This is a genomic window from Niallia oryzisoli, from assembly GCF_036670025.1.
GTDB classification, from domain to species: domain Bacteria; phylum Bacillota; class Bacilli; order Bacillales; family Cytobacillaceae; genus Bacillus_BD; species Bacillus_BD oryzisoli.
This window is the reverse complement of record NZ_CP137640.1, coordinates 1727901-1741367: the sequence shown is the minus strand read 5'-3', so window position 1 is coordinate 1741367 and position 13467 is coordinate 1727901. Positions and strand designations below refer to the sequence as shown.

The 13467-nt window shown below is 37.2% G+C and carries 16 protein-coding genes; 3 read left to right on the top strand and 13 right to left on the bottom strand.

The window, feature by feature from the left end; all coding sequences use genetic code 11:
• Positions 1-115: 115 nt before the first annotated feature.
• Positions 116-1657 (bottom strand): acyl-CoA carboxylase subunit beta, encoded by a 1542-nt coding sequence (locus tag R4Z09_RS08805; protein ID WP_338451953.1) that lies wholly within the window; start codon positions 1655-1657, stop codon positions 116-118.
• 34 nt (positions 1658-1691) lie between these two features.
• Positions 1692-1904 carry a biotin/lipoyl-containing protein gene (locus R4Z09_RS08800; RefSeq protein ID WP_338451952.1) on the bottom strand — a complete coding sequence of 71 codons (213 nt, stop codon included), beginning with the start codon at positions 1902-1904 and terminating at the stop codon, positions 1692-1694.
• A 200-nt stretch (positions 1905-2104) separates the two neighbouring features.
• Here R4Z09_RS08800 and R4Z09_RS08795 point away from each other — a divergent pair, with 200 nt between their 5' ends.
• Positions 2105-2578 (top strand): N-acetyltransferase, encoded by a 474-nt coding sequence (locus R4Z09_RS08795; protein WP_338451951.1) that lies wholly within the window; start codon positions 2105-2107, stop codon positions 2576-2578.
• Positions 2579-2619: 41 nt separating this feature from the next.
• On the opposite strand, the gene R4Z09_RS08790 is transcribed toward R4Z09_RS08795, so the two are convergent.
• From R4Z09_RS08790 to R4Z09_RS08775, 4 genes are all read right to left on the bottom strand, one after another.
• The gene (locus R4Z09_RS08790) at positions 2620-3258 is read right to left on the bottom strand and encodes an RsfA family transcriptional regulator (RefSeq protein ID WP_338451950.1); all 639 of its coding nucleotides are present in this window, start codon (positions 3256-3258) and stop codon (positions 2620-2622) included.
• Positions 3259-3351: 93 nt separating this feature from the next.
• Complete coding sequence (locus R4Z09_RS08785; RefSeq protein ID WP_338451949.1) at positions 3352-4110, bottom strand: enoyl-CoA hydratase/isomerase family protein; 759 nt, start codon at positions 4108-4110, stop codon at positions 3352-3354.
• A 127-nt stretch (positions 4111-4237) separates the two neighbouring features.
• Complete coding sequence (rpmF, locus tag R4Z09_RS08780; protein ID WP_071395445.1) at positions 4238-4411, bottom strand: 50S ribosomal protein L32; 174 nt, start codon at positions 4409-4411, stop codon at positions 4238-4240.
• A gap of 83 nt (positions 4412-4494) precedes the next feature.
• Positions 4495-5019: a DUF177 domain-containing protein gene (locus R4Z09_RS08775; RefSeq protein ID WP_338451948.1), complete on the bottom strand. Its 525-nt coding sequence runs from the start codon at positions 5017-5019 to the stop codon at positions 4495-4497.
• A 194-nt stretch (positions 5020-5213) separates the two neighbouring features.
• On the opposite strand from R4Z09_RS08775, the gene R4Z09_RS08770 reads away from it, so the two are divergent.
• Positions 5214-6461, top strand: a complete 1248-nt coding sequence (locus tag R4Z09_RS08770; protein WP_338451947.1) for a nucleotidyltransferase — start codon at positions 5214-5216, stop codon at positions 6459-6461.
• Positions 6462-6466: 5 nt separating this feature from the next.
• Here the strand turns inward: R4Z09_RS08770 and R4Z09_RS08765 are convergent, their stop codons facing one another.
• Together R4Z09_RS08765 and R4Z09_RS08760 are read right to left on the bottom strand one after the other, a co-directional pair.
• Entirely contained in the window at positions 6467-7495 is a 1029-nt protein-coding gene (locus R4Z09_RS08765; protein ID WP_338451946.1) for a SepM family pheromone-processing serine protease, read from the bottom strand.
• Complete coding sequence (locus R4Z09_RS08760) at positions 7492-8283, bottom strand: patatin-like phospholipase family protein (RefSeq protein WP_338451945.1); 792 nt, start codon at positions 8281-8283, stop codon at positions 7492-7494. Before R4Z09_RS08760 ends, R4Z09_RS08765 begins: the two co-directional genes overlap by 4 nt.
• A gap of 166 nt (positions 8284-8449) precedes the next feature.
• Between R4Z09_RS08760 and ylbJ the strand changes: the two genes are divergently transcribed.
• A complete protein-coding gene (gene ylbJ, locus R4Z09_RS08755) occupies positions 8450-9670 on the top strand; it encodes a sporulation integral membrane protein YlbJ (protein WP_338451944.1) in 1221 nt (406 codons plus the stop codon).
• A 40-nt stretch (positions 9671-9710) separates the two neighbouring features.
• On the opposite strand, the gene coaD is transcribed toward ylbJ, so the two are convergent.
• The 5 genes from coaD to R4Z09_RS08730 form a co-directional block, all read right to left on the bottom strand.
• Positions 9711-10190, bottom strand: coding sequence for a pantetheine-phosphate adenylyltransferase (gene coaD / locus R4Z09_RS08750; RefSeq protein WP_338451943.1), 480 nt, complete (start codon positions 10188-10190; stop codon positions 9711-9713).
• 9 nt (positions 10191-10199) lie between these two features.
• Positions 10200-10757: a 16S rRNA (guanine(966)-N(2))-methyltransferase RsmD gene (gene rsmD, locus R4Z09_RS08745; protein WP_338451942.1), complete on the bottom strand. Its 558-nt coding sequence runs from the start codon at positions 10755-10757 to the stop codon at positions 10200-10202.
• A 295-nt stretch (positions 10758-11052) separates the two neighbouring features.
• Complete coding sequence (locus R4Z09_RS08740) at positions 11053-12453, bottom strand: stalk domain-containing protein (protein WP_338451941.1); 1401 nt, start codon at positions 12451-12453, stop codon at positions 11053-11055.
• Between the two features lie 122 nt (positions 12454-12575).
• The gene (locus tag R4Z09_RS08735; protein WP_338451940.1) at positions 12576-12851 is read right to left on the bottom strand and encodes a YlbG family protein; all 276 of its coding nucleotides are present in this window, start codon (positions 12849-12851) and stop codon (positions 12576-12578) included.
• Between the two features lie 129 nt (positions 12852-12980).
• Entirely contained in the window at positions 12981-13427 is a 447-nt protein-coding gene (locus tag R4Z09_RS08730) for a YlbF family regulator (protein WP_338451939.1), read from the bottom strand.
• Between the last annotated feature and the right edge of the window lie 40 nt (positions 13428-13467).

The following is a 13467-nucleotide window of genomic DNA, read 5'->3' as shown; positions in this document are numbered from 1 at the left end:
AAGTAGATCAAAAGAACTTTACTCCTCAATATTATAAAGGATTTACTATCCATCGTATAGGAGATGAAATAAATAAAAAACATCCGTTACCAATAAATCGGTAACAGATGTTTTATTAAACAGGATATACAGGATGTTTCCTGGTACTAAAAACCATTTCCTTTGTTTCATATAATGAAAAACGTGAGATAAGGAAAGCTCTTAAATCGCGAGGAGCAACAATATCATCAATAATAAGTTCGGCTGCTAATTTATAAATATCAATGGCTTCTTGATATTCCTTCTGCTTCTCAAGCATAAAAGCACGTTTTTCCTTTGGATCCTTTATTTCATTTATTTTATTTGAATAAACCGCATTAACTGCAGCTTCTGATCCCATAACAGCAATTTGGGCAGTTGGCAAAGCGACACAGCAATCTGGTTCAAACGCTGGTCCAGCCATTGCATAAAGCCCAGCACCATATGCTTTACGAATGATAACCGATATTTTAGGTACAGTCGCCGAGCTCATCGCTGCAATTAATTTTGCTCCATGACGAATAATACCAGCTCTTTCTACTTTTGTCCCAATCATAAAGCCTGGAACATCCGTTAAAAATAGGAGTGGAATATGAAATGCATCACATAGAGTGATAAATCTGGCTCCTTTATCGGCAGAATCAACAAACAACACGCCGCCTTTTACTTTCGGCTGATTAGCGATAACCCCTACTACTTTCCCATTGATTCTTGCCAATCCGGTAATCAATTCTTGTGCAAAAAGTTTTTTTAGTTCAAAAAAACTTCCTTTGTCAATAAGCGATTCAATACATTCATACATATCAAATGGGATATTTTGATTTATTGGGATGATCTTTTCTAAGCTGTGCCCTTCTATAGGATCTTTCCCTGTTGAATTCGGAGGCTTTTCTTGAAAGTTTGCAGGAAAATAACATAAATATTGCTTTGCCAGGTTAATGGCTTCTTCTTCGCTTACGGCTAACACATCGCCGCAGCCACTTACCGTGCAATGCATCCTTGCCCCGCCCATTTCCTCTAAACTAACCTTTTCACCAATCACCATTTCAGCCATTCTTGGAGAACCTAAATACATGGAAGCATTCTGATCAACCATAATGACAAGATCACAAAAAGCTGGGATATACGCACCACCGGCTGCTGATGGACCAAATAATAAGCAGACTTGTGGAATCATTCCCGACAACTTAACTTGATTATAAAATATCCGCCCTGCTCCTCTTCGATTCGGAAACATCTCTAATTGATCCGTAATTCTAGCCCCGGCTGAGTCAACTAAATAAATAAGCGGCACTTTCATTTTCTCGGCTGTTTCTTGAATTCGAATAATTTTCTCAACTGTACGGGCACCCCATGAGCCGGCTTTTACAGTTGAATCATTTGCCATTACACATACAGTCTGACCATTAATCCGTCCAATTGCCGTCACTACACCATCAGCTGGAAGTTCACCGTCAAGGCAATTGGCAAATCCGCCATCCTCTTCATATTGTCCATGATCAAACAATAATTCAAGTCGTTTACGAACAAAAAGCTTTTTTTGTAATGACAGCTTTTCATGGTATTTTTTTTGACCGCCAGTTTCAATCTTTTGTTTTCTCTTCTGCAACATCTCAATTAATGTTTCGATGGAAGACATATTCCTCCTCCTTTTCAACTAAAATTTAAATAATTTATTTTAAAACCACTAGTATATCCCCATCATTAACAAAATCACCCACTCCAACCAAGACTTCCTCTACCACGCCTGCTTCACTACTTTCAATGGGTATGGCCATTTTCATTGATTCCAAAATGATTACTTCCTGCCCAGCTGAGATCCTCTCCCCTTTGCTCACAGGAATCATCAAGACCGTTCCCGCCATCATTGCTTTTATTTCTTTCATCGTTCATTCCTCCTTAGAGTTAAACATAAGCTCGGAATTTTTGTAACCGTTTTCTTTATATAAAGCAGAATTTTTTAAATAAATAGTATATAATAATATTTATAAACAATTTATTTGATTTCATCGAAGAGTTTATTACTATACGTATTCACTTTAATCGTTCAACATGCAATTTTTGCGACATAAAGGGGATGGATCAATTGTCAATCGAAATTATTAAACTAAAAGTTAATTACAAAACACTGGAAGAATTTAAGAAATTTAAAGAATATGGGATACAGGAGCTCTCTATGAGCGAGGATTTAGAGGCAAATATTATTGAGAATGACAGCGAATCACCTTTTTACGGGATTTATTTTGGCGACAAGCTGGTTGCCAGAATGAGCGTATATCAAGTAAACGCGAAGAATAATCGTTATTTTGATCCCCCGGTGGACTATTTAGAAATTTGGAAGCTTGAAGTCCTTCCAGAATATCAAGGCAGGGGCTATGGTACAGCTCTTGTGGAATTTGCTAAAGGCTACGGGATGCCAATTAAAACCAATCCAAGAATAAAATCAAGAAGTTTTTGGGAAAAAATGGGGTTTCAATCAGTCAACTATGAAATGGAAAGAGATTTAGGAGAAAACCCGCTTATTTGGTATCCAGAAGGAGTAAAGGAAGCAAAAGCATAAATTAAAAAAACAAGCAGACAAGGCATTGTCCGCTTGTTTTTTTATTTATCCAGTTTTTCTAGATTTCCGTTTTTATCCATTTGAAAGCGAACCTTCTGCGCAAATTCTTCTTCTTTTAACACAACCATTTTCCTTGCTCTTTCCATTATTTCAATTAAAGCTTTATAATCGTGCTCCATTGCGTAAAGTTCTTTTGATAAGCGATTATTTTCTGCCGTAATATCCTGGATTTTCTGTTCAAGTTTTTTCATTTTTTCTTCATAAATCGAAAGACTTTCTTGATAGTCAATTGAATTTTGTGCTCGATCATATAGTTTGTTCAAATAAACTATTAATTCATCAATCGTTATTTCCTTTACTGCCGTCGGGGATGTTTCATCTGTCTTTACAGAAGGATTATTGGAAGGTTCCATCACCTCAGGCTTGACATCATTTTTTGCGATAGGACTTCTTTTGGCATCTTTGCGTTGCTTTTTTGCCAGTTCAATACCCGATTTATACTGTTTTCTGATGGAAGAATTCCAGCGAAAGCCACATGCCGCTGCTGTTCTCGACAGTCTTTTTCCTACCTCCTCAAAAGCTTGAAGCTGCGTGCCACCATCTCGAATATGACGAAGTACAACCTCAGCAAGAAGCAAATCCTCATCTTGTGTCCAAGCATCCTGTCGTGTAGTTGACATCCGAAAATCCCTCCTAGTGTTTTTTATCATACATATGCTTCTACTAGAAAAGATAGACTGATATCATACCAGTTTTCAGTGATTTCTTGAACTTTACTTTTTATTTAGAAATTTTTCTACTTGTTTATGATGTGCATCATGTTCCCATAATTCCGCACAACGCCTTACTTCGGCTTCAATCTTTTCACTCACTCCGGCATCCTTCCATCTTCTGATTAGGATCTCCTTATAGGCTGCAGTCACATTCGGTTCAAGCTTAAGCATTTGTTGAACAAAGGTTTGCAGCCCTTCCTCAGGGTCACCTTCGTACACATAATCAACAAATCCAAGCTCCTGTAATTCTTCGGTATAATAGAGGCCGGCTTCCAATAACATTTTCAAGCCCTTTGCAGGCGGTAATTTTTCAAGGATCATCGTACCACCGCCCCAGCCAGTCGTAATAGCTAAGGTACCCTGAATAAAACCTGCCTTAATTCCTTTTCTAGCAATCCGAAAGTCGCAGGCAGCTGCCACTTCACAGCCTCCCCCAACTGCAGTCCCATTCATCAAGGCAATCGTCGGCTTTGGTAATAAAAATATCTTCGTTAAAATATGTGACATCTTCGAAAGCATTCCATATGCCTCTTGTTCAGTATGTAATTGATGAAAAACAGTTAAGTCCCCGCCGGAGCAGAAAGCTTTTTCCCCGGCACCAGTTATAACAAATGCCTTAACATCTTTTTCATGGGCAAGCGCTACAGCTTCTTCTAATCCATTCATGATTTCATCATTCACTGCATTGCGTTTTTCAGCTCTATTAATTGTAAATACTAGAAGTCCGTCCGAATGTTTACGAATCAAATATGGCTCCATACATTTTTCTCCTCCTTACATCGGCTATTATTTATCTTCTTAGATTCACTTTCTAGTTTATATTATTAGCGGAAATAACAAAAGCACAAGAACCTATTCGTTCTTGTGCTTTCATTCAACTTGAAAATTAGTCGTTAACTACTTCTTTGCCTTTGTATGTTCCACATGCTTTACATACGCGGTGAGCAAGTTTCATTTCACCACAATTTGGGCATTCTGTCATACCTGGCACCTGTAATTTAAAATGTGTACGACGCTTTCTTTTCGCAGTTTTTGATGTTCTTCTAAAAGGTACAGCCATTATTCCCACCTCCTTAAAGAGTATTAAGAAAGTTATGAAGACCTATCATCTATTGTCTTCAACCGCTTCTTTTCCCCTTCTGATTATGTATCAGAAGTTTGATCGTCTTGATCAAAAAATTTAGCAAGCCCAGCTAGACGAGGGTCAATTTTGTCTTTCTTATCATGCTCATGAATAACTTCCCAATCTTTACCAGATTGAGGAGCACCTTCTTCATTGCTATCTTCACAAAAAACCTGTAGTGGAACTTCAAGCAATAATATTTCATGAATAATCGGCATTATGTCAATTACATCATTTTTTACTTGATGTACCTCTTCATCCGTTTCATACTCATAGCCATGTAGAAGGAATGTTTCTGTTGTTTCAACATTAATTGGATAATTCACATCAACTAACGTACGAGAACAAGGAAGAATTAAATAACCGTTTATCCTTAAATGAAACGTCACTTTTGATGAACTAATATCAGCATAGCCTGTAATATGCATTGGCGATACCTTTCGGATCGATGAATCGATTTTCATTATTTCATCAGCATGAACCATTTCATCTATTGGAAATTCCTTACTTCGATGTTTCTGTAACTGACTTAAAGTCCATTTCATACGAATCACCCCAAGGCAACAAAGGTAATTATAGCTTTCATATAATTATTTGTCAATATTATTTCTTTACAGTAAAAACAGCTATTATGTAAGATTTATACACAATGTCTCTAGTTTACCCCAATAAGTTGTTTGATACCACAATTTAGATTAAAATGGTAAAAAATTCTTTATAAAAATGACGGAGGTTAAAAATGAAAGCAGTTGGAGTCGTTGTTGAATATAACCCCTTCCATCATGGTCATGCCTATCATATTGAATGTGCGAAAAAAGAAACTGGCGCTGACGTCGTCATTGCGGCAATGAGTGGAAACTTTTTACAAAGAGGCGAACCCGCAATCGTCTCTAAATGGGCTCGGACTGAAATGGCACTGAAGGGAGGGATAGACCTTGTCTTTGAGCTCCCCTACTCATTCGCTGTCCAAAAAGCCGATACATTTGCTGCAGGTGCCGTTTCCTTATTAGGAGCAGCCGGCTGTGAGTTCATTTGCTTTGGCAGTGAATCAGGCCAAATCGAAGACTTTTATCAAACCTATCACTTTATCGAAAAACATAAAGAAACCTATAACCGAGTGATCAAACAATTTATCAATAAAGGATACAGCTATCCAAAAGCTTTGTCATTGGCATTCCAAACTTTAGAGCCTGAAGGAAATGTAATCGACCTCAGCTTACCCAATAATATACTCGGCTTTCAGTATGTTAAAGCAGCGGAAATCAGTGACTATCCAGGAAAAATGGTGACCATCGCCAGGAAAAGCGCAAATTATCATGATCAGCATTTTTCTTCTGCTTCGATTGCCAGTGCAACAAGCATTCGAAAAGCACTGTTTTCACAAAAGGGTGATATTTCTCAGATTAAATCATATGTTCCCATTCATACATATGAAGCATTACGGCAATATCGCCAAAACTACGGTACTTTTCATGATTGGAATATGTATTGGTCCTATCTTAAGCTCAATCTGCTGCAATTAAATAATACTGAGTTAAAAGAGATTTATGAAATCGAGGAAGGAATCGAAAACCGTCTGCTTTCTCTTGCTATAAAATGTGAAACATTTCCTCATTTTATGGAAGAGTTAAAAACAAAACGCTATACCTGGACACGTTTGCAACGAACGTTAACCCATATTTTGACACATTCTACTAAAAAGGAAATGAACGTACTAGATGGCAACGTATCCTATTTACGATTGCTTGGTATGACTGAGACCGGTCGTTCGTATTTAAATCAATTAAAAAAGGATTGTCCGATTCCCATTATTTCAAAGCGTTCATCCTTTACTAACCAGCAAATACAAACCGATACGAGAGCATCGAGGATTTATGCGATGGGGTTACCGGAAAAATACAGACAAAAAGCAATTGAGTTGGAATTTATGCAACAGCCTATTTATATTCAAAACGATATTAATGACAAAAAAAATAAAGCGATTTGATCGCTTTATTTTTTTTGCTTTAGCTTTTCTAAATAATCGACCGCTTCATCAAAGCTATTAATTGGAATAATTTTCATGTCTGTTCCAATATCCTTTGCTGTTAGCACGGCAGCCTGATAATTAGAGTCCTTTGCGCCATTTTCATTCGGGGCAAGAAAAATATCTGCACCTGCATGATCAGCCGCGATTACCTTTTGCTCGATACCGCCAATTTTACCGACCGTTCCATCAGTTGCAATCGTTCCGGTACCTGCAATTTCATAGCCTTTCGTTAAATCAAGTTCCGTTAATTGGTTATAAATTTCAAGCGAGAACATAAACCCGGCAGAAGGACCGCCTATTTCATCGGTCTTAACCTTTACAGCTGGTTTTACTATTATTTCTTTATCGTCAACTAGCCCGATCCCGATTCCTACTTTCTCTTTATTATCAGCATCTTTGAAAGCCTCCACATTCATGCTCACATGATGGATTTTGTTGTTTCTTTCATATGCCAGTGAAATTTGGTCACCTGCTTTTAAACTGCTTACATATTTAATAAACTCTTCGGAGTTGTTAAATTCAATGTCATCTACTTTAAAAATACGATCTGCTGCTTTTAATTTTCCCTCGGCCGGCATTCCAGGAACAACATGCAGTACATAAACCCCGTTATAACGATAGTCCACTGGAACACCTGCTTTTTTATAGGCAACTTCAATTGCTGCTGTTTTTGAGGAATCCATTAAGTGCAATTGACGGATATTATATTCTTCATCCGTTTCGTTCTCCACTCTTATATCTTCCATGGGGTAAAGTTCTACATAATCCATTAATTTTGCCGTTATGTAGGAATAAATATTCGCTCTGCCCATTCTAACGGTAGTAAGCATAAAATTACCTACTTCATCATATCCGTCTTCTACCTCAATAATTGGTTCTAGCTCCTTTGCCATACCCGGCTTGGAAACATAATAAGGCAGATAATAAAAAGACGAAGCAAGCAAAAATATGGCGAATACAAGAAGGACACGTATGATTATTGTTTTTTTCATTCCTTATGCTGCTCCTCCCAATCATCCATGAGTCTTTTAATTTCTTTAAGATGTTTTCTTGCTTCCTCTTCCCCCTTTAGGATCATTTCATCAATATTTGTAAAAGCTCTAGAACTGTATTCTTCCACACGGGGTTTAATCATTATATCAGAAGCTATCTGTCTGTACTCTACCAACTCCATCTGCATAATATCAAGACTTTGCATAATCACATCATAGATGGTTGAAATATCAGCATTTGTTTTTACACGAGAAACGTCTACAGCAATTACAATATCTGCTCCCATCTCTTTTACAACCGATACGGGTACACGGTCCACTACACCGCCGTCAACGAGAAGACGTCCGTTTTGTTTTTCCGGAACAAAAATACCAGGTATTGATATGCTAGCCCTGACTGCCTCAGCAATAGGGCCTTCTTGAAAGACAACCTTCTCACCTGTCATGAGATCAGTTGCTACAACGGATACCGGTATCATCAGTTCTTCCAGACGCTTCCCTTTTGTAAAAACACGAATGAGTTCTTTGACTCGATTCCCTGCAATAAAACCCATTTTCGGAACGGTAAAATCTAAATAATATTTTCTCTTAAATGCCGTAGACAGTTTATAAAGACGATTCATTTCAATGCCTGCTCCATAAAAACAAGCTACGAGTGAACCCATGCTGCTCCCCGCGATAAAATCGATCGGAACTCCATTTTCAACCAACACTTTAATTACACCAAGATGAGCAAATCCCCGTGCTCCTCCCGAACCAAGCGCCAAACCAATTTTGGGTCGACCCAAAAAAATCCCCTCCGCAATCGACGTATAGAATCTAATGGTCTATTTTGTTCTTCTATGAGTATATTGAATTATATGAGGACAAGACCGAATAGAATGTTATTCAACGCTATTTTATCATTGATTGAATCTGTTGAACAATTCGTTAAACTTGAGGGAGGAAAAGCAAGTGCTTCGTTCCAAATTAAAAACCATTTTTTTAGCCTCTACTGCATCTTTTATGGCGTTATCCCTTATAGCCTTTCCTCAAGAATCAGTTTCTGCATCCATTCGAGGATTGGATATGTGGCTTCAAATTGTATTTCCTTCACTTCTGCCTTTTTTTATTGTATCTGAGATGTTAATCGGATTCGGTGTTGTAAAATTTATTGGCATTATATTAGAACCCTTCATGAGGCCGTTATTTCGCGTTCCAGGTGTAGGAGGGTTTGCATTAGCAATGGGTATGGCATCCGGTTATCCTGCAGGTGCCAAATTAACAGCACGCTTAAGACAGGAAGGACAAATAACAAAAACAGAGGCAGAACGTCTTGTCTCATTTACTAATTCCTCTAACCCGTTGTTTATTTTCGGTGCAGTTTCTGTTGGCTTTTTTCATAATGCAAAGCTCGGAATCATCCTCGCATTAGCTCATTATCTAGGTAATATAACTGTTGGTCTCATCATGCGATTTTATGGAAATAAGGAAATAAAAAGTGAATCAACAAGAAAGCTAAGTTCATTCAGAACTGCTTTGTCTGCCCTCCATAAAACGAGAATTAAAGACAATCGTCCGATCGGAAAACTCCTCGGGGATGCAGTCATGTCATCTGTTCAAACATTGCTGATGATTGGCGGCTTTATTATTTTATTCTCAGTTATTAACAAACTCTTATTTCATCTTCAAATTACAGCTTTTTTTGCAGAAGCCTTTAAAGCTGTCTTGTTGTTATTTCAATTACCGGCAGAATTAAGTATTCCCTTCATTTCAGGATTATTTGAAATCACCTTAGGAAGTCAGCTTATCAGCAAAATTCAAGAAGCTACTTTAATGGAACAAGCAATCATCACGAGCCTTATCCTTGGCTTCTGCGGCTTTAGTGTTCAAGCTCAAGTTGCCAGTATTCTTGCGCAAACAGATATCAATTTTAAACCGTTTTTCTTTGCGAGAATTATCCATGGTTTTATTGCCGCTTTCTATACTTTTCTCCTTTGGAAGCCGGTTTATGAGCGTTTTTACGGCCATGAACAGCCTTCCAACACAATACCTGTTAGTTTTCTTGACGAAGGATCTCTAATCTTTACGAATATGACACACTGGGCTGAATGGGGTTCTCTGATCACCATTTGCATGCTTGCACTGTATGTTATCATCTATGCAAAAAGAATGGTTTTTACAAAAAACAGCTAAAGACGAGCACTAAATCTGTACTCGTCTTTTTTTACTCTTATTATTTATTTTTATCTCTCAAAGCATTTGCAACTACTTCTGGTACAAGCTCTGAAATATCCGCTCCATGACGTGCAACTTCCTTAACAATACTTGAGCTCAAAAAGGAGTATTGATTTCTTGTCATGATAAAAAATGTTTCTAGTTGCTGATCTAATAAGCGATTCATTGCAGTAATTGACATCTCATATTCGAAATCAGATACTGCACGTAAACCTCGAATATTGGCAATTGCGCCAACCTTTTTAGCATAGTCAACCAAAAGACCGCCATATGAATCTACTTCCACTTTAGGAATCCCTTTTGTTGCTTCTTTTAATAGATAAACTCTTTCCTCTACCGTAAATAAGGGGTGCTTCGATTCATTATTCAATACAACTACATATAGTTTATCAAATATACGCGCACCTCTTGTAATAATATCTATGTGTCCATTTGTCACCGGATCAAAACTACCTGGACAAATTGCAATTCTCTCCATGATATCCCCCTATTCTCTCCCATAACCATAAACGGAAACAGCAATTATGCCGTACTTTTCCTGTTTGTATTTTGTGAAGTTGCCTACCGTTTGGGGCAATTCAATATCGGAACTATGTTCACAAATAATTGCACCGTCATTCTCTAACAAATTTTGCTCACTTATCATGTTTAAAAGCTTTTCGAGTTGTTGTTTCTTATATGGCGGGTCAAGAAAAATATAACGAAAGGCAAGATTTCGCTTAGAAACCGCTTTAACGGCTCTTTCCGCTTCATTACGATAGATCTCAACCTGCTGTTCTAGTCCACATTTATGTATATTGTCCCGAACGGTTTGAATCGCTTTCCCATCGCGGTCAACAAAAATTACCTGATCCAATCCTCTGCTCAATGCTTCAATACCAAGACCACCGCTGCCGGCAAATAAGTCAAGACCTTTTCCCCCATCAAAATAAGGTCCAATCATATTAAATATTGCTTCTTTTACTTTATCAGTTGTTGGCCTAGTTGAATTACCAGGAACAGCTTTTAATGCTATCCCTTTGCGGCTGCCTGAAACCACTCTCATCCTATCACCACAGCATTTTTGATTTAATTCACTTTTTTATCCTAACATACAGAAACAAAATAGCCAATCACAACATTCAATAGATTTTTGAAAAAAGAATCAATTTGAACGTATAGCAATCCTAATTGTGGAAATAATACTAGTAACAACATCATTCGAGGATGTTGTTGCCAACCGCGGAGAAGACTTACGTTTCCCCATAAGTTCTTCCTCCGGTTTCTCCTCTCCCTTTACCTTCTATCCTTAATTGGATATAGAAGGACCCTGCATTGTTGCAGGGTTTTTTTTTGTTTTTTCATAAAGAGACGTCATCAAGCATAATTGCTTGCTGATTTTCTTTGATTGTAACCTGGAAAATCGATTGCAGTAATTTATTTTTTATATAAACCTGATTATTATCAACATACAATGGATTTTCAAGCAAGCCAAAATCAGTCCCATTCCTTTGAAATATTGGCTGATCCAAGAAAAAAGTGTATTGTTCATTTTTATTTTTTGCATAAAAGGTACTGCCATCTGTTTCGACTTCAAAGCCCATAGCTTTCAATGTTTCAATAAAAGGAAAAAGGACTTTATCATTACTGTAAACAATCTTAATATTTGTCTTGTTACCATTAATAATGAATTTCCTTGCGTCCATAAATAATAATGAAATAAATTCGCTTTTTTCATCCTTGTTTATTGAGAAAAAAGAAGTTTTTAATCCCTTAATATCTCCAAGTATTTGGTCAAGCATTTGAAAATCGATTAATTTTTTCTTTTGTTGAACAACTTGGACAAACAATCTTCGTTCATCTTCTGTTAAATGCTGTGATAACTCCGCTAACATTATTTCACTTTTCTTGACCATTGGCGTTGTACCTGCCGTTAAGGCTGTTAAAAAATCAACGATCCAATATTCTTGATTGTCAAGCTGCTTCAGTTTTTCTTTATAGTAAGAATAGATGATTTCCCGCTCAATGATCTCAAACCGACTTCCCAGTGATACAACTTTAATCCCTTGCCCCATCATTGGTATTACAGCATCGGTAAAGATAACAGCAATGTATTCATTTGGTTTAATTCCAGTAAGGCTTTTAAAATCAGCATTCTTAGCGAGTGTGGGATCAGTAAAAATGAATAAGGATTTATTTAACGATTTTTTTTCAAGCGGGTCTTGCTGCCAATATAATGAAGGAGTTCCCCCTTTTCCTTTAAAGGAGTAGAAATCAATGAATGATAATTGTTCATATCCCGTTTGAGGAATACCTGCAATCCATGTACTGCCTCTTTTACCCTTCTCCGCAATATCAATAGCTGTTTCCATGATTTTGACATCTTGAATATTAGCAGTCCAGTCCGTTAATAAAAAGGCAGATTCATCTGGTATGGGAATGACAAATGTAAAACGCACTTCACCTTTAGCTGTAAGAATCGTATTAGAATCCGGATTATATGATGTACAGCCGCATTGCCAGCGAAAGAGTTTATCAGGTCTGACAAGCTGATACTCCTTATCCTTCATTAAACCTGTTATTGTTTGTGTAATTTTCAGTTCTCTCTCAGCAGTTTCAATTTTAATATGCTGTCTAACCTGTTCGAATTTTTTTTCATGGTTTTCCTTAGTAGATTCGGAATAACTTCTCCATTGCCATAACAGCAAACCAGAAGTAATCGTTAAGAGGAAAAACAAAAGTATGATTGACTTTCTATGCATTGGAACGATATCTCCCCTATAACAAAGCATAAGAAACAGAACAAAAAAGGTCTGAGTCCACAAGCGCTCCTAGCTTGGAGCTTTTTTGTGGGTTCAGACCCCTGTTTATGTTTCTTTTGCTCTTAAATTCCCATTTTATAATCGTATTCCTTCGCTTTATCGGGTTTGGAATTTTCAAACTCAATTTTAACAAATGGCTTTTGCGAAGGCTCTACTTTTTTAATAAAGGAGTAAGATTTCAACTTAGCCATTAGTTCTTCTATCTCATCTGCATTACAATATAAAACGACATATTTTAATCTTTTTGAAACATAATGGACATTTCCAAACCTTCTAAGCATCTTTGCTTGTTTTAATGAATGCAGCCAAACAATAAGTCCTTGTCGTTGACTTAACATAGCATTTCCCCTCGATACCGTTTCTTATTTCAGTCTAGCACATTTCATGCAATCTTTTCAACGAAACCATATTCCTGCTAAGAAAAAAATCGGATTTATCTTTAGGGGGATAAATCCGATTTTTATATTTTAAGCTGAACAGCCGCAGCTTCCTCCGGAGCCGCAGCCCCCTCCACAGCTTGATAGTGAATCAAAATAAGGATTTCCTGAAGGAACTTTAATATGCTCGGAAACAGATCGTCCGATTAAAACACTTACTTCATCGAGTATCCCTTGTAAATCATTTTCGGCTTTACGAAATTCAGCAATATTAATATCCAGGTCCATTTCACGTTTAGAGTTCCTAACCGTTTTCATCACTGTTTTATAATCTGGATGATATTTCCCAAAACGCTGAACTTCCTCATATTGTTCTTTTACCTTAACGAACTCACGAATTTTCCGCTGAGTTTCCTGATTGTTTTTTATTTTATCTATGCATGTACGATAACGATTAGCTATTTCCGATTGCAAAATCATTTTCGCTAGTTCTTCGGCATTTTCTAATATCATTACTCTTTCCATTGTAGCAAGCATATAAAGCTCACCTCCGATTCATATTTTAACATGAAACGCA